Here is a 19,680-nt window from a genome sequence, read left to right on the forward strand (position 1 = left end):
GCATCCTCCGGTATGTCCGCATGACCTGCAGGACTTCGACCGGGATCGCCTCCCCGCCACCCCGCATGCCGGATCCTGTCGATGAGCTTATCCCCACCGACCGAGGACAAGGCCCGGGATAAGGTGTGGATAACAGGCTCAAGTGACGGATTCAAAAGCCTTCGCCACGCCTGCCTCATTGCGAGGCACCGGTCGTCTGCGACGTTGCCCGAAATGCACGATCTGCATTCCGTGTCGCCGGTTGCGGTTCAGGCGCGTGCGATGCGCGAACCGGTGGCACCACACGGTCCACGCGCATGACATACCAGGTGAGCTTGTGCGCCTGTCAGGTTCTTTCCCTTTTGCTGACTGATCGACGTTTGCGGGCCCCAAGGTGACGCTCCGTGTGATCGCGGATCACGCCGTCGATGCGGATCCGCTCGCACCTGTGCCGGAAGGCCCGCTCATGCTGTAGCAAGCCAATTCAGCGCATCAGCAACTCAATATATTTTTCTGCACAAAAGATAATTTTGTGCGTACAATGGATTTCAACGATCGGTCAGAAGGGCCGACCGATGTCCGAACCTGATTTAGGAGGTGTGATATGAAGCTTTTGTCCTATCTGGATGGCGAACGTGAGGCCTGGGGCATTGTCGTGGGCGATGGCGTGGTGGATATGTCGCGCTGGCGCGCAGACGTGCCGACGCTGCGCGACTACATCGCGTGCGGCGCTTATCGCGAGGCGGCGGACCACGTCAAGGGCCGTGCCCCCGACGTGGCGCTCGCCGACATCGTGTTCCTGCCGGTGATCCCGCGCCCGGAGAAGATTGTCTGCGCGGTGCGCAATTACCTGGACCATCATCAGGAAGCACTGGCAGCCGGTCTGCAGCGCGAACTGTCCGAATACCCACCGATCTTCCTGCGCGTGTGGCGTTCGCAAACCGCCCACGAGCAGCCCATCGTCAAGCCCGCCGTGTCCGATACGCTGGACTGGGAAGGGGAGCTGGCGGTGATCATCGGCAAGGGCGGGCGCAACATTGCCGAGGACAAGGCGATGAACCACGTGGCGGGCTACGCCTGCTACAACGACGCCAGCATCCGTGAATGGCAGTTCCATGCCAAGCAGATCGCATCGGGCAAGAACTTCGAATCCACCGGCGCCTTCGGTCCGTGGATGGTGACCGCGGACGAGATCGAGCCGGGGCGTACGCTGAAGCTCGAGACCCGGCTCAACGGCGAGGTCGTTCAATCCAGCGATACCGGCCATCTGATCTTCTCGATCCCGCGCCTGATCAGCTATGCGTCGACCATCTTCACGCTGGTGCCAGGCGACGTGATCGTCACCGGTACGCCGGCGGGCGTGGGTTTCGGCAGGAAGCCGCCGATGTACATGAAGGCGGGCGACGTGGTCGAAGTCGAAATCGAGGCGGTCGGTACGCTTCGCAATCCGGTCGTGGCGCAATAGAAGGGGTAGATCCGGCCGGTTGTGTCCGGGGCAGGGCCGATGAGCCCGGGATTGATCGGTCGCTGATGATGCCCCGTGCCGGCACGGATCTTCATAGGAGGAGAGAGTCGTGAACTATCTGATGAATACCTGGTATGCCGCAGGTTTCAGCGAAGACTTTGGCCGTACGCCGATGGTTCGTGTGTTGCTCGACGAATCCATTGTGTTCTATCGCACCGAGGGCGGCGCACCGGTGGCCTTGCGCGACCGCTGCCCGCACCGATTTGCGCCGCTGCACAAGGGCACGCTGATCGGCGACGCGATCCGCTGCCCCTACCATGGCCTGCAGTTCGGCGCCGGCGGCGCCTGCGTGCACAACCCGATCGGCGACGGCAAGATCCCGAAAGCGGCGCAAACCAGGGCCTATCCACTGGCGGAGCACGACGGCATCGTATGGATCTGGTTCGGCGACCAGCCCGCCGACGAGTCCAGGATCCGGCGCTGGCCGGAGTTCGAGGATGCGGCCCGCTACACCTGCGTGCAGGGCTATATCCACGTCAAGGGCAACTATCAGCTCGTCGCCGACAACCTGCTCGACCTCAGTCACGCCGAGTTCCTCCACCCCTATCTGGCCACCGAGGGCTTCAATCGCCGGACCCAGTACTCGATGGAGCAGGACGGGACTACCGTGATCGCCCGCAACTGGCGGCCGAACGAGCCGATCAGCGGGCTCTTTGCGACCGCCTACGGCGACGGTGCCCCCAGCAATGTCGATCACCTGTCGATCGTGCGCTGGGAGCCGCCGTCCACGCTGCGCCTGGAGATCGGCGTGACCGGGGTGGGCCGCCCCGCCGCGGAGGGTCCGCGCTCGCAGCAGGCGCACCTGGTCACGCCCGAGACCGAACACAGCTGTCACTACTTCTGGAAGTGGGCGCGCGATTTCAAGCTCGATGACGACGACTTCTCCACCAGGCTGCAGGCGAGTCTGCAGGGCGCATTCGAGACCGAGGACGGGCCGATGATCGAAGCCCAGTCGCGCTACATGGGCGGCCAGCCGCTCGAGGCGCTGAAGCCGGTATTGCTGGCCACCGACTCGGCCTCGATGCGCGCCCGCCGCGTGTTGCTCCAATTGCTCAAGGAGCAGGTGGGCGAATGAACCGGGCCGCCGCGGCCCGTGTCGTTTCAGCCCCTCCTGCCGAAAGGAATTCGATCGTGATCAAAGTACTTGTCCGGGCGAAACACGCCGAAGCCGAGGACATCTGCGTCTTCGAACTGGCGCCGTGCGACGGCGCCCGCCTGCCGCCGTTCGAGGCCGGCGCACACATCGACGTGCATATCCGCGACGGTCTGGTGCGCCAGTACTCCCTGTGCAATGCGCCACACCAGGACGACGTCTACGTGATCGGGGTGCTCAGGGAAGCGGCCTCGCGCGGCGGCTCGGTGGCGATGCACGCGCTGTGCGTGGGTCAAACCCTGCACATCGGCGCGCCGCGGAACAATTTTCCGATGGCCCCGGACGCCGGGTGCTCCCTGCTGTTCGCCGGCGGCATCGGCATCACCCCGGTGCTGAGCATGGCCGAGAGACTGGCGCGGGGCGAGGCCGACTTCCACCTGCACTACTGCACCCGTTCCCGCGCGCGTACTGCGTTCTACGAGCGCATCGCGCAGGGTGGTTTTCCGGAGCGCGCCTCCATCCATTTCGACAGCGGTCCGGCGGAGCAGAAGCTCGACATCGACGCCGTGCTCGCCGCGGCGACCGCGGACACCCATCTGTATGTCTGCGGTCCGGCCGGGTTCATGGATTGGGTGCTTGCCGCGGCGCGGGCGCACGGATGGCCGGAGGCGCGCCTGCACAAGGAGTACTTCGCCACCGCCCCGGTGCCGTCCGGCGAGGATCGGCCGTTCGACGTGAAGATTGCCAGCACCGGCGCGACCGTCCGCGTGGAAACCGGACAGACGGTGGTGGAGGCACTGCAGCAGCACGGGTTCGAGGTTCCGGTTTCGTGCGAGCAGGGAGTGTGCGGCACCTGCCTGACGCGCGTGCTGGATGGCCAGCCCGACCACCGCGACGTGTTCCTGACCGACGCGGAAAAAGCACTGAACGAGCAGTTCACCCCATGTTGTTCGCGGGCCAAGAGTTCCTGCCTGGTGCTGGATCTCTAGCCCATATACCTATGCCGTCCGCCGGATCCGGTGGTGGCGGCAATCACATCAAGGAGACAAATGATGGCGACGATGAAAGTGGCAAGAATGCACAAGGTCGGAGAACCGATGCAGATCGAGCAGATCGAGGTGCCCGAGCCGGGTCCGAACGACGTGCTGGTCAGGGTCCACGCCTGCGGCATCGTGCCGAATCTGGGCAACATCCTGGCGAACTGGACCACCTGGTTCCCGGAACTGCCGCTGCCGCCGCTGCCGGCGATATTCGGTCTGGATCCCGCCGGCGAGGTCGTGGCGATCGGCTCGCGGGTCCATGACTGGAAGGTCGGCGAACGGGTCTATGTGAATCCCGGGCGTTATTGCGGCGGATGCCGTGCGTGCCGCAACGGCGACCTGATCAACTGCACCCACTACACCTTCAACGGCTACTTCGGTTTCTCCCGGAATTCGCTGAAGATCTTCAAGGACTACCCCTACGGCGGCCTGGGCGAGTACATGACCGCGCCGCAGTACGCGCTGGTCAGGCTGCCCGCCAACGTCAGCTACGAGCAGGCGGCGCGCTTCGGCTATCTGGGCACGATGTACTCGGCCCTGCGCAAGAGCGGCATCGGTCCCGGCAAGACCCTGCTGGTGAACGGCATCAGCGGAACCCTGGGTATCGGCGGGGCCCTGTTCGGTCTGGCCATGGGCGTCACGCGCATTCTCGGCACCGCCCGGTCGATGCCGTTGCTCGAGCGGGTCAAGGCACTGGCCCCGAACCGCATCCAGGTGTTCTCGACCGAGAGCGACAAATCGATCGACCAGTGGGTCATGGAAGTGACCGACGGCCTGGGCGCAGACGTGTTCGTCGACGCGCTCGGCCCCGGTGCGCCGCACGAGACGCTGCTACAGGGGGTGCGCTCGCTCAAGCGTGGCGGCAAGGCATACAACATCGGTGCGATCGCCGGCAAGGTGGGCATGGACCTGCATACGATGATGGACGAACAGCAGGCCATCGAAGGCTCGGCCTGGTTTACCGCCGGGGAAGGGCAGAACATGGCCGACATGGCCGAGGCCGGCACGCTCGACCTGTCGGTGTTCGAGCACGTCAGCTATCCGCTGGATCAGGTGAACGAGGCGATCTCGGGTATCGCCGCCCGCAACGGCGGTTTCGGCAACTACGTCATCAAGCCGTGACCGCGGCCGGGGCGCCGCTGGCGCCCCGTGCCCGGTGGCCGCGAGCGGGAACAGTGAAGACCCGGGGAGCCGCTTCGCGCGGGTGCGAATGAGCGGCTCGACAACATCGACTTTCAGGATGCTTGCATGAAGCAGAACTATATCGGTGGCGAATGGATCGTCGGTGCCTCTTCCCGCGCCAACATCAATCCGTCCGATCTGACCGACATCGTGGGCGAATACGCCCAGGGGGACGAGGCGCAGACCAATGCGGCCATCGCGGCCGCGGTCGGGGCGTTCCCGGCGTGGTCGACCGGCGGCATCCAGGTGCGTGCCGATGCGCTGGACAAGGTCGCGGCGGAACTGCTCGCACGGCGCAACGAACTCGGCGACCTGCTGGCGCGCGAGGAAGGCAAGGTGCTGGCGGAGGCGGTGGCCGAAGTGACCCGCGCCGGGATGATCTTCCGCTTCTTCGCCGGCGAGGTGGTGCGTCAGAGCGGTCAGCGGCTCGCCTCGGTCCGCCCCGGGGTCGAGGTCGAGATCTCGCGTGAACCGGTGGGGGTGGTGGGGCTCATCACGCCGTGGAATTTTCCTGTCGCCATTCCGGCCTGGAAGATCGCGCCGGCGCTCGCCTACGGCAACTGCGTGGTGTTCAAGCCGGCCGACCTGGTGCCGGGCTCGGCCTGGGCGCTGGCGGAAATCATCAGCCGTGCCGGCTTCCCGCCCGGGGTGTTCAACCTGGTCATGGGGCCGGGCAGCCGGGTAGGGCAGACCCTCATCGATCATCCGGGGGTCGATGCGCTGAGCTTCACCGGTTCGTCCGCCACCGGTGCCCGGGTGCGGGACGGGGCAGGCCGACGGTTTGCGAAGGTACAGCTGGAAATGGGCGGCAAGAACCCGCTGGTCGTGCTCGACGATGCCGACCTGGCCCAGGCCGTCGATTGTGCGCTCCAGGGGTCCTACTATTCGACCGGCCAACGCTGTACGGCGTCGAGCCGGCTGATCGTGCACAAGGCTATCCTGCCCCGCTTCGTCGTGGCCCTGCATGAGCGACTCGAGACGCTCGTCGTCGATGATGCGCGCAAACCCGGGACCCAGATCGGGCCGGTCGCCGATCGCTCGCAGCTCGATACCGACCTCGACTACATCTCGATCGGGCAGAGGGAAGGGGCGCAGCTGGTCAGCGGTGGCCAACGCCTCGTGCGCGACTCCGACGGTTTCTACCTGAAACCGGCCCTGTTCGTGGATGCGCAGCCGGAGATGCGCATTGCGCGCGAGGAGATCTTCGGCCCGGTCGCCTGCGTGATCGCCGCCGATGACTACGAGCACGCGCTCGCGCTCGCGAACGATACCGAGTTCGGCCTGACCGCGGGCATCTGCACGACCTCGCTGAAGTACGCCACGCACTTCAAGCGCCATGTCCGGGCCGGCATGGTCATGGTCAATGTGCCCACGGCGGGGGTCGATTATCACGTGCCCTTCGGCGGGCGCAAGGCGTCGAGCTACGGGCCGCGCGAACAGGGCAGCTATGCCCGGGAGTTCTTCACCACGGTGAAGACCGCGTACACCGCGGCCTGAGTCTGCAGCCGGGAACGGGGCGCCGCGTGGCGCCCCGCCGGAGGGGCCCGCGATTCGACCGCGTGCAGTACGGTGCGACTCGTAGGGCGGGCCGGGCTAGGAGTCTGCGCGGCCGAAGGGCGATTCTCGTGGGGTGAGCGCTTTGCGCATGAGGAGTGATCCGTGAAGCTGATTTCGTATAGGCATGCAGGCGTCGAGGCGGCTTGCCGCCGTCATCGCGGCTTTGGTGACCCCTCATGACGATACTGCCGCAGTTTGTTCGGGACCGGCTGGCGTGCCTGGTGGCCCGCGATCACGTCACGCTGGCGGCCTTGCTCGACGAAGACTTGATCTACGTGCATGCGAATGGGCTCAGGCACCGGAAGGCCCAATACCTCGACTTTGTCGCCAACAGGATGCGCTTCCAGTCGGTGCGCATCGACGACGCATCGATCATCGAGACCGGTGACGTGGCCGTCGTCCGCGGGATGCTGAAGCAGCGAATTCTGCGTGCCGGGGAGGCGGCTCCGGTGGACGTCGAGTCCTGGTGTGTCGAGGTCTGGCGACGCCGGGCCGTCTGGCAGTTGTGCACATTTCAATCGACCAGAGTGTCGCGCGACTAAGCGGGACGCCACGACAAAGAAGGAATGGAGATGAACGACTTTGACGTAATGATCTGCGGCCTGGGCCCGACGGGCGCAACGCTGGCCGGCCTGTTGGGGCAGCGTGGACTGAGGGTCGCCGTATTCGATCGTTTGCCGGATCTGTACCCCTTGCCCAGGGCAATCGGGCTCGATCAGGAGGCGATGCGGATAGTCCAGGAACTCGGCGTGGCCGACCGGGTATCGGATTTCGTCGCTCCCTATCGCCCCAGCGAGTACCTCGGCGTGGATGGCGCCCTCATCAAGCGGCTCGATACGCTGCCGGAGCCGCACATGCTCGGATGGGCGCCGAACTACGTGTTCGACCAGCCCGCGTTCGAGCGCGCGATGCGAGCCAGGCTCGGCGAACTGGACAACGTCCGCGTCTTCCTTGAAACCGAACTCGTCGACTTCGACCAGGAGGCCGGGCGCGTGTGGGTGGACCTCCGTAGCCCGGATGGCGCGACCAAGCGCTTTTCGGCGAGCTACCTGGTCGCATGCGACGGCGGTTCGAGCCCGATCCGCAAGCGTCTGGGGATCGAGCTCGAGGACCTCGGTTTCGATGAACCCTGGCTGGTGGTCGATGCGATCGTGCCCGCCGAGAAGGCCGCAAGCCTGCCGCAGACGCAGATTCAGTACTGCGAGCCGGAGCGGCCGGCCACCTACGTGGTCGGACCGGGTAATCACAGGCGCTGGGAAATCATGCTGCTGCCGGGTGACAGCCTCTCGCCGGAGTTCCCCGATGAAGAACTGTGGCCCTTGCTGCAACGCTGGCTCAAACCGGGCGAAGCGCGCATCTGGCGTGCGGCGGCGTATCGCTTCCACGGGCTGGTCGCGCGTGAGTGGCGTCGCGGCCACATCCTCCTTGCCGGCGACGCGGCTCACATGACCCCGCCGTTCATGGCGCAAGGCATGGTGCAGGGTATGCGCGACGCGCAGAATCTGGGCTGGAAGCTGGCGCGCGTCATCGAGGGGCAGAGTGCCGATTGCCTGCTGGATAGCTATATGGACGAGCGCAGGCCGCACGTGGTGCAAACCACCCTGAGTGCGATGGCGCTGGGGCGGGTCATCTGCGAACGCGATCCGGAAAAGGCGCGGGCCCGCGACGCCGGTCTCCGTGACGAGCAGGGCGGGGGCGTGAAGACGGTGTTCAGGCAGCAGATGATTCCCGACCTCGCCGGTGGTATGCGCGCGCCAGCGACCGCAGGCGCGGGCAGCCTGTTTCCGCAGCCCGAGGTCGTCTCCGGCGGCCAGATGAAACGGCTCGACGACGTCACCGGTGCGGGCGTGCGCATGGTCGTGGCCGTGCCCATGGCCTCTGCGGAGTGTGACGCGTGCATGGCTGCGCTGGCGCCGCTCGACGGCGCGCTCGTTTGCCTCGATGACTGCCCAGATGCGGCGGTTTGTGCCGGTGTGCGGGAAACCACGTCGTTGCTGGCGGACTGGTTCAAGAGCCTGGATGCGTGCGTTGCGATCGTGCGCCCCGACCACTACGTCTATGGCACGGCGAAAACCGTCACCGAAGGGCTGGCGCTGCTGGCCGGCCTTCGTGACGCGCTGAGCCGTTCCTGACCCTGCGCTGCGGGCTGACGAGTGGAATCTCCACGACCTCCCTGAACGACGCGGCGCATTTCAAGCGCCCTAGAGGGGGTTAGGAGCGCCCCATCAGCGCCAGCACCTTGGAGTCAGGCGGCGGAAGGGCGATTTTCGTGAGGTGAGCGATTCGTCCAGCGCTTCTGGACAGCTAGACCTGCCGCATGACGAGCAATCTGCCCTATTGCCCGCAGCAGCAGATGTACTGCCCCAGGCGCTGCAGGCGTGGCCGCCCGAAGGTCACCTGGCGTAGTTCATCAGCGACGCGGTCGGCGTGCGACACCTTGGGACAGATGCCGCAGCAGGCGCTGGCTGACACCGGCTAACGCTCGGAGCAGGCCTTGAAGGAACTCGCCGACCGCGCAGATTCCTAGGACACGGGGACGCCTTCCTCGAGCGCTTGCAGGCTTTCGGTGACGCTGCGCTCGGTCGCCGTGATGTGCTGCTGCAGCAGGCTCACCGCCAAGGTTTCGTCGCGTGCGATCACGGCGTCGAGAATATGCTGATGCTCCGCGCTCTTGGTCCGTTCGCCCTTGCGGTAGCGGGCGGAAAAGCGGCGGAAGCGCTCGGCCTGATCGAACAACACCTCGACCATCTCGCGCAGCAGCGGAGACGTGCAGCCGGCATAGGTACTGAGATGAAAGGCGCGGTGGCGTTCGGACCAGTCGTCGTTGAGCACGGCGGGGCCGGGGGTCAGCCGCTTCTCGGCCACCGACAGGCCGTGGAAGGCCGCCACGATGCCACTCTCCCATTGATCGTTGCCATGCACGATCGCGTCGCGCAGGGCCTCGGACTCGATCAGCAGGCGCACGCGGGTCAGGTCGCGCATCGTTTCCACCGAGATCGGTGCGACCCGAAAGCCCCGATTTTCCAGCGATTTGACGAAACCCTGCTGTACCAGCCGGTTCAAGGCCTCCCGCAAGGGGCTGCTGCTCAGCCCATAGCGCTGTTGCAACTCATCCACGCGCAAGCGCTGCCCGGGCTCGAACTCGCAGCGGATCAACGAGCGTTTAAGCGCCTGGTAGGCCTGTTCGGCCAGCGGAATTTCCTGTCCGCGCGAAGGATTTCGGGTCTCGATGTTCATGGCGAGAATATGCCTAAAATCGCGCTTGCGCACAAGTGGTGTTTTGTGCATAATTTATAAAAAAATGCACGAAAAACAGGCGTGCGCTTGTTTTCGGTCACTCCGCAGCGGATGGTTTTGCCCAGGAGTCGCAAGGATTTCTTGTGGTCACGAGCAAACGAGAACGACCCGACCGGAGACAGGCACGCATCGATGAAGGGCCGGCCAGACCCGCGCTGAACCTGCTTGCTCCCAGCGCGCCGTGCTCGGCATACCACCCTGCGTTGCTCGGCAACGCGTGTTGATCGCAGCAAAAAAATGCCGTACCCACGACAAAGGAGACACCCATGAACACTCGCAAGACTGCCCTCGGTCTGATCGCCACACTGCTGATGCCGGCCGTCGCCTTCGCCCAGGAGGTCGTGATCAAGGTTGCGCACTTCATCCCGCCGACGGCGCCGATGCACGCCAACGTCATCGTTCCATGGTGCGACAAGCTTGCTGCCGAATCGCAGGGCAAGCTCAAGTGCCAGATCTACCCCGCGATGCAGCTCGGCGGCACGCCGCCGCAACTGCTCAACCAGGTGCGCGATGGCGTCGCCGATGTGGTGTTCACGCTGCCCGGCTACACGCCAGGGCGGTTCCCGGATTCCGAAGTGTTCGAGCTGCCCTTCGTCGCCACCACCCACGACGCGTCGGCACGCGCGATGTGGGACTTCGTCCAGGCCAATGCGCTGGGTGAGTTCGTCGGCGTGAAACCGCTCGCAACCTGGCTGAATCTCCAGAACGTGGTGCATTTCCGCACCAAACAGGTGATGACGCTGGAGGATCTCAAGAGCCTGAAGGTGCGCGTGTCGTCGCGCCTGGGCAGCAAGCTGTTCAACTCGCTCGGTGCCACCGCGGTCGGCATGCCGGTGCCGCAGATGGCCGAGGGGCTGTCCAAGGGGGTGATCGACGGGGCGGTGATTCCATGGGAGGTCGTGCCCGCGACCAAGACTCAGGAGCTCACCAAGTTTCACGCCGAGAGCGGCAGTACCCGAATGCTGCACGCGGCGGCGATGGTCATCGTGATGAACCAGAAGAAATACGACAGCCTGCCGGCCGAGCTGAAGAAGGTCGTCGATGCCAACAGCGGGCGCGATTTCTCCGCCTGGATCGCCACCCGGCAGGCCGCCGCGGACAAGCTCGGGCGCGAACTCGCAGTCAAGAACGGCAACACCATCTACGCCATCGCGCCGGAGGAGATGGCGCGCTGGGAGGCTGCTGCCGCGCCGGTGACCGAGGAATGGATCAAGGAAACGTCCGCGCGCGGCGCCGATGGCCAGAAGCTCTACAACGATGCCATCGCCCTGGTGGAGAAGTACTCCCGGGCGCAGTGATCGCCTTCCCTGATCAGGACGCGCGCTTCCGTGCGCGGGGGCGCGTCCTCGTTCCAGAATCGGACTTGGTAGAGGTAGTCAATATGGCGGAACTTGTTGATGATCGGCCGTGCGAGCCGGTCCCGATGATCTTCGGGCGCTGGCTGGAGGCGGCCTGCGTCACCCTGGCGAGTCTTGGCGGGCTGGTCTTCGTGATCGAGGCGATCATGTCGGTGGCCAGCGTGATCGGTCGTGCGCTGTTCAGTTCGCCCGTTCCGGGCGATTACGAGCTGGTGCAGATGTTGTCGGCGATGGGCATCGCGATGTGTCTGCCCTATTGCCAGTTGAAGCGCGGCCACGTGTTCGTCGACTTCTTCACCCTGTGGGTGCCGTCCGCCGTGAAGCGGCTACTCGACGCGTTCGCGGCACTGTTGCTCGCGGCCTCGGCCCTGTTTCTCGCCTGGCGGGTGTGGGAGGGCCTGCTGGAGATGCGCGAATACGGCGAAACCTCGATGGTGATCGCGCTGCCGGTATGGTGGGGCTACGTCCCGGTGGTGCCGTCCTTCGTGCTGCTGGGCATCGCCGCATTGCAGACCTTCGTCTCCGAGGTCGTCGGGGGGGCGAGATCATGAGCGGCATCACGATTGGTTTGAGCATGGGTGTGGTCATGATGGGCATGCTCGCGCTGCGGGTGCAGATCGGCATTGCCATGTTCCTGACCGGCGCCATCGGCTACGTCTGGATGTCGGGCTGGGACCCGCTGATGGCCTACCTGAAGAACGCGCCTTACGGCCGCTTCTCGCTGTATGACCTGTCGGTAGTGCCGCTCTTCCTGCTGATGGGCCAGTTCGCCACCCATGGCGGGCTGTCGCGCGCGCTGTTCAAGGCCGGCAACGCCTTCATCGGCCACTGGCGTGGCGGCATGGCGATGGCCGGGGTAGGGGCCTGCGCCGGCTTCGGTGCGATCTGCGGCTCCTCGCTCGCCACCGCGGCGACGATGAGCCATGTGGTGCTGCCCGAACTGAAACGCCACCAGTACAAGCCCGGCCTGGCCGCGGGCTCGCTCGCCGCCGGCGGCACCCTGGGGATCCTGATCCCGCCCTCGGTGCCGCTGGTGATCTACGCCATCCTGGCCGAGCAGAACATCGCCAAGCTGTTCCTCGCCGCCTTCATCCCCGGCGTCCTCGCGGCGATCGGCTACATGATGGTGATCGGCATCGTCTGCCGCTTCGATCCGGCCGCGGGTGGACCCGGCACGCCCCGGCACAGCTGGGCCGAGCGCCTGGCCACGGTGATCGACACCTGGCCGGTGATGCTGATCTTCGTGGTCGTGATCGGCGGCATCTACGGCGGGGTGTTTACGCCGACCGAAGCGGCGGCGGTGGGCGTGCTCGCCACCGGCTTCACCGCGTGGCGCTCCGGCGGGCTCAGGGGCGAGGGCCTGATGCAGTGCATTTTCGGCACCGCCACCGGCACCGGAATGATGTTCCTGATCCTGCTTGGGGCCGACGTGCTGAGCGCCTTCATGGCGGTGAGCCAGATGCCGACCGAGGTGGCGGCCTGGGTCAGGGAGCTGGGGGTCGGTCCCTTCACCGTGCTGTTCGCGATCATCGTGATCTACCTGGTGCTCGGCTGCGTGATGGACAGTCTGTCGATGATCCTGCTCACGGTGCCGATCTTCCTGCCCATCGTGCTCGGCATGGACTACTGGGGCCTGGGGCCGGAAGAGAAGGCGATCTGGTTCGGCATGGTGGCACTGGTGGTCATGGAGATCGGCCTGATCACGCCCCCTGTGGGGATGAACGTCTACGTCATCAGCGGCGTGGCCAAGGACATCCCGATGGGCACGATCTTCCGCGGCGTGCTCCCCTTCCTTGCCTCCGACATCATCCGCATCTTCCTGCTCGTGCTGTTCCCGGGTATCGCGCTGTTCGCGCTGCGCTGGATCGGCTGAGGGCATGCCGGGGTAGCCGCCTGCGCCGCGCCGGGCGGCGCCCGTCGGCCCGGTTGCAGCTTGAAGGCAATGCGCAGCGCCTGAACGAAATCGTGATCCGCAGTTAAACCCCCCGGCGTGCCGCTCCACCCACACGTGCGTGTGCCAACCGTATCGCCTGCTTGCGGCAGGCGAGGGGGGCGCGCGCACCCGAAGAACGCGAGGCCCGCCGATGGTCGGGGGGACTCGTGTTCGCAAGCGGTCCCCTGGGGCCAAGTAGCCGGCGTATGCCGGGAACATCAAGGAGGCAGGAGATGACAACAAAACTTCTGGGCCAATGGCCATCTGCGGCGGAACCACCGGACCGAAGGCGGCGGGCTCGGACGAAATGTGTCCGCGCCCCCTCGCTTTCCATTGACAGGCCGCGCCGCCAGGAGCAGACTTTGCACAAAATGATAATTTATGCACAAATAAGAAACCGCTGATCCAAGTTGCTCAGTAAGCCACCACCCAAAGGAGACAAGAAAATGAGCCTGTTTCACCCAGTTCGACAGCGGGCCCGCAGCGCTTCCGCACTGCTTCCCGGCCTGTTGGCGACAACCTTTTTCTGCGGTCACACGACCGGCGCGTACGCGTTCGAGATCGACACCGGCAACCGCGATTTCCGGGTGCGCTGGGACAACACGGTCAAGTACAGCGTCGGCTTCCGTACCAGCGACCGCTCGGACAAGATCATGGCCGACGCCCGCACCGACGACGGCGACCAAAATTTCGGCCGGGGCCTGATCTCCAACCGAATCGACCTGCTCTCCGAGCTGGACGTGTCGTACAAGAACTTCGGCGCCCGCGTGAGCGGCGCCGCGTGGTACGACGACGTCTACAACCGGTCGAACGACAACAACTCGCCGGCGACCTCGAACAACATCAGCGTCGCCCACGACGAATTCACCGACAAGACCCGCGACCGCATGGGCCGCAAGGCCGAGTTGCTCGACGCCTTCGTCTATGCCAAGGGCTCGATCGGCGGCAGGGCCGCGACGATCCGTGCTGGGCGCCACTCGCTGATCTTCGGCGAGAGCCTGTTCTTCGGCGCCAACGGCATCGCCAACGCCCAGGGTCCGATCGATCTGGTGAAGCTGCTGAATGTGCCGAGCAGCCAGTTCAAGGAGGTCCTGCGCCCCGTCGAACAGGTCTCGGGACAGCTTCAGCTCACGCCCGAGATGTCGGTGAGCGCGTACTACCAGACGAAGTGGGAGAAATCGGTCATCCCGCCGGCCGGAAGCTATCTCAGCACCAATGACATCGTCGGCGAGGGGGCGGAAAGCGCGGGGCCCTTCCTGCGCGGCAGCAACATCTCGGCGCGCGACTCGGGACAAGGCGGCATTCAGTTGCGCTACCTCCTCAACGACTGGGATGCCGAGGTCGGGGTGTTCGCCGCCCGCTACCACGACAAGACGCCGAACATCTACCTGACCCTGGATCCGGCCTTCCATCCGGCGAATCTCGTCCACGCGTATCACGAGGGCATCCGCACCTACGGCGTGAGCCTGAGCACCACGGTCGGCAACGCGAACGTGGCGGGCGAGATCTCCGTGCGGGACAACGTGCCGCTGGTGAGCGACCCACAGGTGATCCTCCCCGGCCAGGGGGCCGACAACGACAGCCGCCCGGCCTACGCCGTGGGCAAGACACTGCACGCCCAGGTATCGACGGTCTATCTGCTCAACACCACGCGCTTCTGGGAAGGGGGCGTGTTCCTCGCCGAGGTGGCCTGGAACCGTACCGCCGAGGTATCGAAGAACCGCCAGGCCCTCGACCCGAATACGACCCGCGATGCGGTCGCGTTTCGCCTGCTCTTCTCACCCGCCTATTACCAGGTGCTGCCGGGCCTCGACATCAACGTGCCGATCGGTATCGGCTACAACCCCTACGGCAAGTCCTCGGCCGTTTTCGCCTTCAACGGCGGCGTCGAACGTGGCGGCGACATCAGCATCGGCATCACCGGCGACTACGAGCAGAAATGGCAGTTCGGGGTGAATTACGTCCATTACCTGGGCGACGAGGGCCCCTTCCTCACGCCGCCCAACTCACCGACGGCACACCTTTCCTACGACCAGCCCCTGCGCGACCGCAATTTCATCTCGCTGAACGTCAAGCGAACCTTCTAAAAATCCGGAGACACAGATGAACGTCCTTTGCATTCCATTGGCGCCGCTCGCGCTGTCGATCGCCCTGACCACCGCACTCGCCCCGGCCTACGCCGTGGTCCCGGCTGAAGAGGCGGCCAAGCTGAAGACCACCCTCACCCCGCTCGGCGCGGAAAAGGCCGGCAACAAGGCGGGTACCATCCCCGAGTGGACCGGCGGCTATACCAAGGCGCCGGCGGGCTACAAGCCCGGCCAGCCGCGCCCGGACTTTTTCGCCGCCGACAAGCCGGTGCTCTCCATCACCGGCGAGAACATGGGCCAGTACGCCGACAAGTTGAGCGAGGCGACCAGGGCGCTGCTGACGAAGTATCCCGACTATCGTCTCGACGTTTATCCGACGCGGCGCACGGCGGCCGCGCCGCAATGGGTGTTCGACAACACCTTCCAGAACGCGACACGTGCCAAGACCGCCAAGGGTGGCGACGCGGTGGAAGGCGCCTACGGCGGTATTCCCTTCCCGATCCCCAAGGATGGCTACGAGGTCCTGTGGAACCACCGCATGTCCTGGGCCGGGGAGAGCGCCTACACCCCGGCCACCACCTGGCTCGTCACCTCCCAGGGCAAGCCGATCATGGCCTCGAAATACGAGGAATGGTTCACCAACCCCTACTACTACCAGGACGGGGCACCGGAGAAGTTCGACGGCTACTACATCAAGAACAAGCTGCTCACCCGGGAGCCGGCCTCCAAGGCTGGCGAAGGGCTGCTCGACTGGCAGTACGTCAATCCCGCCGAAAAGCCCTCCTGGCAGTACCTGGTCGGGCAACGGCGGGTGCGCCGCTCTCCCTCGGTCGGGTACGACACGCCGAACTTCATCACCTCGGGCATCGGCTTCTTCGACGAGGCCTTCGGCGCCTATGGGCCCCTCGATCGCCATGACCTGAAGCTCATCGGCAAGCAGGAGATGTACGTCCCCTACAACAACAACCGCGCCGCCACCGCCACGCCGGAAGAGCTGGTGACGCCCAGGTTCCTCAATCCCGACTTCGTGCGTTGGGAGCTGCACCGCGTGTGGGTGGTCGAGGCGACCCTGCGCGACGGCAAGCGCCACGTCGTGCCCAAGCGCCGCTACTACGTCGACGAGGACAGCTGGAACATCCTGCTTTCCGACGGTTGGGACGCCAAGGGCGAGCTGTGGCGCGGCTATTACTCCCTGACCCTGCTCGCGCCGGACGTTCCGGCCCTGCTCGGCAACATCGTGAACTGGGGCGGCTACAACGTGCAGACGGGCGAGTACTACCTGAGCGTGGCCACCACCGGCGCCAAGGTGCAGTACGAGATCACGCCGCGGGAGCCGGCTGACTTCTACAGTCCTGAAAGCCTGGCCAGCGAGGGCGGACGATAAGGTCCGTCATCCCGACGCGCCCGCCCTCCGGGGCGGGCTCCCACACATCAGCCTGGATACGCTCGTCATGCGCCGCTCGTTTCTCAAACACATCGCCGCCTGCGCCTGTGCCGGCGCCGTGCCTTCGCTCGGGCTGTTCGCACGTCAGGCCTCGGCCAGTCCGGCGGCCTCCTCTTTCAACGTCTTGACCCGCCACGCCGTGCAGACCGCGAAAGCCGCAGGCGCCGCCATGCTCGCCCTCACGCGCGCCGGAGGGCGCCTGGTGGCCGTCGGCGAACGCGGCATCGTGCTGCTGTCGGACGATGACGCGGCAAGCTGGCGCCAGGCGAAGGTGCCGGTGGGCACCACGCTCACCGGCGTCCAGTTCGTCGACGACCGCCGGGGCTGGGCGATCGGCCATCTCGGCGTCGTGCTGCACACGGAAGACGGCGGCGCCACCTGGGTACGCCAGCTCGACGGCGTGCAGGCCGCGGCCATCGCCCTGCAGGCCGCCCAGCAGGCGGCCAGGGAGGCCACGACCGACGCGGCCGAAGCCGAACGCCAGCTCGCGGCCGCGCAGTACCTCGTCGACGACGGCCCGGACAAGCCGCTGCTCGATCTCCACTTCGAGAACGAGCGCACCGGCTACGTCGTCGGCGCCTACAACCTGGCCTTCCGCACCGACGACGGTGGACGCACGTGGAAGTCGTGGCTTGGCCACATCGTCAATCCGAAAGGTCTGCACCTCTACGCCATCGAGGCGGTCGGCAGCGACCTCTACATCGCCGGCGAGCAGGGCCTGCTGCTGCGCTCGAGCGACGGCGGAGAACGCTTCACCCCGGTCAATTCCCCCTCCAAAGGAACCTACTTCGGCCTGGTGACCGGCACCGGCGGCGAGCTGCTGCTCTACGGCCTGCGCGGCCGCGCCTTCTGGTCCGGCGACGCTGCCGCAAGCTGGACCGAGGTCGACACCGGCACGCGCACCTCGATCAGCGCCGGGGTGCGCCTTGCCGACGGGAGCCTGTTGCTCGCCAGCCAGGTCGGCGAGCTGATGCAAAGCCGCGACAACGGCCGCAGCTTCCAGCCGGTGCCGCACGCCGATCCGCAGCCCGTCGCCGACCTCACGCAGTCCGCGGCCGGCCGCCTGGTCGTTGCCAGCCCGCGCGGCGTGCACAAGCTGCAGTTTGCGTCCGCCGCGTCCTGAAGATCGTTCGACGTTTGCGCGGCCGCGCGTCGCCGACCAACCGGAGTCACCTACGACATGCATCCCACCCCCAACACCCCGGACACAGCAAGCGTGCGCCGCCTCGAGGACTTCGATCGGAAGTCCGGCTCGCTGGTGGAACGAGCGCTGTTCAACCATCGTCCCCTGGTCATCGTGCTGTGCCTGCTGCTCACCGTGCTGCTCGGCGCCCAGGCCTTCCAGCTGCGCCTCAATGCGAGCTTCGAGAAGACGATCCCGACCTCGCACCCCTACGTCGTCAACTTCCTCGCCCACAAGCAGGACCTCTCCGGCCTCGAGAACGTCGTCCGCATCGCCGTGGTGAACCGCGGGGGCAGCATCTTCGACCAGGACTACCTCGCCAAGCTGGCGAAGATCAACGACGAAGTGTTTCTGCTTCCCGGCGTCGACCGGCCCTTCATGAAGTCGCTGTGGACGCCGACCACGCGCTGGTCCGCGGTCACCGAGGACGGCATCGACGGCGGCGCGGTCATTCCGGAGGATTACGACGGCGCGGCGGAAAGCCTGCAGCAGGTGCGCCTCAACGTGGAGCGCTCGGGCGAGATCGGCCAGCTCGTGGCGGCCGACTTCCGTTCGTCGATCATCTCCGTCCCGCTGCTGGATACCGACCCGCAGACCGGCCAGAAGCTCGACTACCGGGTGTTCTCGGAGCGGCTCGAGGAGATCCGGGTCAAGTACCAGGGTGCCCAGACCGGCATCCACATCTCCGGTTTCGCCAAGGTGGTGGGCGACCTCATCGGTGGCCTGCGCGAAGTGCTGATGTACTTCGCCGCCGCGATCGTCATCGCCACCGCAATGATCTACTGGTTCAACCGCGACATCCGCAGCACCTTGCTGGTCATGGCGAGCTCCCTGACCGCGGTGCTGTGGCAACTGGGCGCGCTACCCACGCTCGGCTATGAGCTGAACCCCTATTCCGTCCTCGTGCCCTTCCTGGTCTTCGCCATCGGCATGAGCCACGGCGCGCAGAAGATGAACGGCATCATGCAGGACATCGGCCGCGGGGTGCACAAGCTGATCGCCGCGCGCTACACCTTCCGCCGCCTCTTCCTTCCCGGCCTGACCGCACTGCTGGCCGATGCCGTGGGGTTCGCCGTGCTGCTGGTGATCGACATCCCGGTGATCAAGGAGCTGGCGATCGCCGCCAGCATTGGCGTCGCGATGCTGATCTTCACCAACCTCATCCTGCTGCCCATCCTGCTCTCCTACACCGGCGTCAGCGCGAGCGCCGCCGAGCGTAGCCTGAGAGCCGAACGGGCCGACCAGGCGCTCGGCAACAAGCATCGCCTGTGGCGTGCGCTCGACCACTTCACCCGGCGCCGCTGGGCGCTCGGTGCCGTGTGCACCGCCGCCATGCTGGCGGTGGCCGGGTTCGCGGTGTCGACCCAGCTCAAGATCGGCGACCTGGATGCCGGCGCGCCCGAGCTGCGCCCCGATTCGCGCTACAACCGCGACAACGCATTCATGGTGGCGAACTACGCCGCGAGCTCGGACATCTTCGTGGTGATGGTCAGGACCGATCCCGACCAGTGCACGGCCTACTCGACCCTGGAGAAAATCGACCAGCTGGCCTGGCAGCTCGAGCAGTTGCCGGGGGTGGAGGCGACCAACTCGATGGCGGCCCTGTCCAAGTTCTCCTCCGTCGGCTTCAACGAAGGCAGCTTCAAGTGGTACGAGCTGGTGCCGAACCAAAGCTCGCTCGGTGCGGTGCAAACCCGCGCGCCGCGCGAGCTCTTCAACCAGACCTGCTCGCTGACCTCCCTCTACGTCTACCTGAAGGACCACAAGGCCGAGACCCTGCAGCGTGTGGTCGCCGAGGTCGAAGCCTATGCCGCGGCCAACAGCACGCCCGAGGCCACCTTCATGCTGGCCGCCGGCAGCGCCGGCATCGAGGCCGCGACCAACATCGTGGTCAAGCGCGCGTGGACGGAGATGCTGCTGCTGGTCTATGCCGCGGCCAACAGCACGCCCGAGGCCACCTTCATGCTGGCCGCCGGCAGCGCCGGCATCGAGGCCGCGACCA

Annotated in this window: 15 protein-coding genes; 14 read left to right on the forward strand and 1 reads right to left on the reverse strand. The window is 65.9% G+C overall.

Going from position 1 to position 19,680, the window contains the following annotated elements:
- Window positions 1-583 precede the first annotated feature (583 nt).
- The 7 genes from AC3A35_RS19195 to AC3A35_RS19225 all read left to right on the forward strand — a co-directional run bounded on the left by AC3A35_RS19195 (window position 584) and on the right by AC3A35_RS19225 (window position 8,508).
- The gene (locus AC3A35_RS19195; protein WP_487437844.1) at window positions 584-1,444 is read left to right on the forward strand and encodes a fumarylacetoacetate hydrolase family protein; all 861 of its coding nucleotides are present in this window, start codon (window positions 584-586) and stop codon (window positions 1,442-1,444) included.
- A gap of 109 nt (window positions 1,445-1,553) precedes the next feature.
- Window positions 1,554-2,579, forward strand: a complete 1,026-nt coding sequence (locus AC3A35_RS19200) for a Rieske 2Fe-2S domain-containing protein (RefSeq protein ID WP_487437846.1) — start codon at window positions 1,554-1,556, stop codon at window positions 2,577-2,579.
- A 56-nt stretch (window positions 2,580-2,635) separates the two neighbouring features.
- On the forward strand, window positions 2,636-3,586 hold the full coding sequence (locus AC3A35_RS19205) for a PDR/VanB family oxidoreductase (protein WP_487437848.1): 951 nt from the start codon (window positions 2,636-2,638) through the stop codon (window positions 3,584-3,586).
- Between the two features lie 72 nt (window positions 3,587-3,658).
- Window positions 3,659-4,759 (forward strand): alcohol dehydrogenase catalytic domain-containing protein, encoded by a 1,101-nt coding sequence (locus AC3A35_RS19210; protein ID WP_487437850.1) that lies wholly within the window; start codon window positions 3,659-3,661, stop codon window positions 4,757-4,759.
- A gap of 126 nt (window positions 4,760-4,885) precedes the next feature.
- The gene (locus AC3A35_RS19215; protein WP_487437852.1) at window positions 4,886-6,316 is read left to right on the forward strand and encodes an aldehyde dehydrogenase family protein; all 1,431 of its coding nucleotides are present in this window, start codon (window positions 4,886-4,888) and stop codon (window positions 6,314-6,316) included.
- Window positions 6,317-6,552: 236 nt separating this feature from the next.
- Window positions 6,553-6,918, forward strand: coding sequence for a nuclear transport factor 2 family protein (locus AC3A35_RS19220; RefSeq protein WP_487437854.1), 366 nt, complete (start codon window positions 6,553-6,555; stop codon window positions 6,916-6,918).
- Between the two features lie 30 nt (window positions 6,919-6,948).
- Window positions 6,949-8,508 carry a bifunctional 3-(3-hydroxy-phenyl)propionate/3-hydroxycinnamic acid hydroxylase gene (locus AC3A35_RS19225; protein WP_487437856.1) on the forward strand — a complete coding sequence of 520 codons (1,560 nt, stop codon included), beginning with the start codon at window positions 6,949-6,951 and terminating at the stop codon, window positions 8,506-8,508.
- A gap of 391 nt (window positions 8,509-8,899) precedes the next feature.
- On the opposite strand, the gene AC3A35_RS19230 is transcribed toward AC3A35_RS19225, so the two are convergent.
- Window positions 8,900-9,613, reverse strand: coding sequence for a GntR family transcriptional regulator (locus AC3A35_RS19230; protein ID WP_487437858.1), 714 nt, complete (start codon window positions 9,611-9,613; stop codon window positions 8,900-8,902).
- 326 nt (window positions 9,614-9,939) lie between these two features.
- On the opposite strand from AC3A35_RS19230, the gene AC3A35_RS19235 reads away from it, so the two are divergent.
- The 7 genes from AC3A35_RS19235 to AC3A35_RS19265 all read left to right on the forward strand — a co-directional run.
- Window positions 9,940-10,971, forward strand: a complete 1,032-nt coding sequence (locus AC3A35_RS19235; RefSeq protein WP_487437860.1) for a TRAP transporter substrate-binding protein — start codon at window positions 9,940-9,942, stop codon at window positions 10,969-10,971.
- 83 nt (window positions 10,972-11,054) lie between these two features.
- Window positions 11,055-11,582 (forward strand): TRAP transporter small permease, encoded by a 528-nt coding sequence (locus tag AC3A35_RS19240; protein ID WP_487437862.1) that lies wholly within the window; start codon window positions 11,055-11,057, stop codon window positions 11,580-11,582.
- Window positions 11,579-12,904, forward strand: coding sequence for a TRAP transporter large permease (locus tag AC3A35_RS19245; RefSeq protein ID WP_487437864.1), 1,326 nt, complete (start codon window positions 11,579-11,581; stop codon window positions 12,902-12,904). Before AC3A35_RS19240 ends, AC3A35_RS19245 begins: the two co-directional genes overlap by 4 nt.
- A 506-nt stretch (window positions 12,905-13,410) precedes the next feature.
- Window positions 13,411-15,051: a DUF1302 domain-containing protein gene (locus tag AC3A35_RS19250; RefSeq protein ID WP_487437866.1), complete on the forward strand. Its 1,641-nt coding sequence runs from the start codon at window positions 13,411-13,413 to the stop codon at window positions 15,049-15,051.
- Between the two features lie 16 nt (window positions 15,052-15,067).
- The gene (locus AC3A35_RS19255; protein ID WP_487437868.1) at window positions 15,068-16,435 is read left to right on the forward strand and encodes a DUF1329 domain-containing protein; all 1,368 of its coding nucleotides are present in this window, start codon (window positions 15,068-15,070) and stop codon (window positions 16,433-16,435) included.
- A 67-nt stretch (window positions 16,436-16,502) separates the two neighbouring features.
- On the forward strand, window positions 16,503-17,618 hold the full coding sequence (locus tag AC3A35_RS19260) for a WD40/YVTN/BNR-like repeat-containing protein (RefSeq protein ID WP_487437869.1): 1,116 nt from the start codon (window positions 16,503-16,505) through the stop codon (window positions 17,616-17,618).
- A gap of 57 nt (window positions 17,619-17,675) precedes the next feature.
- Window positions 17,676-19,680: efflux RND transporter permease subunit (locus tag AC3A35_RS19265; RefSeq protein ID WP_487437871.1), on the forward strand; the 2,005-nt coding region annotated here is incomplete at its 3' end.

The sequence above is a fragment of the Azoarcus sp. Soil_N_20 genome, assembly GCF_057656155.1.

Bases quoted from the DNA above. Each gene is read 5' to 3' on its own strand.
- AC3A35_RS19250 (WP_487437866.1), top strand. From the start codon at position 13,411: ATGAGCCTGTTTCACCCAGTTCGACAGCGGGCCCGCAGCGCTTCCGCA.
- AC3A35_RS19260 (WP_487437869.1), top strand. From the start codon at position 16,503: ATGCGCCGCTCGTTTCTCAAACACATCGCCGCCTGCGCCTGTGCCGGC.
- AC3A35_RS19215 (WP_487437852.1), top strand. From the start codon at position 4,886: ATGAAGCAGAACTATATCGGTGGCGAATGGATCGTCGGTGCCTCTTCC.
- AC3A35_RS19240 (WP_487437862.1), top strand. From the start codon at position 11,055: ATGGCGGAACTTGTTGATGATCGGCCGTGCGAGCCGGTCCCGATGATC.
- AC3A35_RS19245 (WP_487437864.1), top strand. From the start codon at position 11,579: ATGAGCGGCATCACGATTGGTTTGAGCATGGGTGTGGTCATGATGGGC.
- AC3A35_RS19255 (WP_487437868.1), top strand. From the start codon at position 15,068: ATGAACGTCCTTTGCATTCCATTGGCGCCGCTCGCGCTGTCGATCGCC.
- AC3A35_RS19220 (WP_487437854.1), top strand. From the start codon at position 6,553: ATGACGATACTGCCGCAGTTTGTTCGGGACCGGCTGGCGTGCCTGGTG.
- AC3A35_RS19235 (WP_487437860.1), top strand. From the start codon at position 9,940: ATGAACACTCGCAAGACTGCCCTCGGTCTGATCGCCACACTGCTGATG.
- AC3A35_RS19230 (WP_487437858.1), bottom strand. From the start codon at position 9,613: ATGAACATCGAGACCCGAAATCCTTCGCGCGGACAGGAAATTCCGCTG.
- AC3A35_RS19225 (WP_487437856.1), top strand. From the start codon at position 6,949: ATGAACGACTTTGACGTAATGATCTGCGGCCTGGGCCCGACGGGCGCA.
- AC3A35_RS19210 (WP_487437850.1), top strand. From the start codon at position 3,659: ATGAAAGTGGCAAGAATGCACAAGGTCGGAGAACCGATGCAGATCGAG.
- AC3A35_RS19195 (WP_487437844.1), top strand. From the start codon at position 584: ATGAAGCTTTTGTCCTATCTGGATGGCGAACGTGAGGCCTGGGGCATT.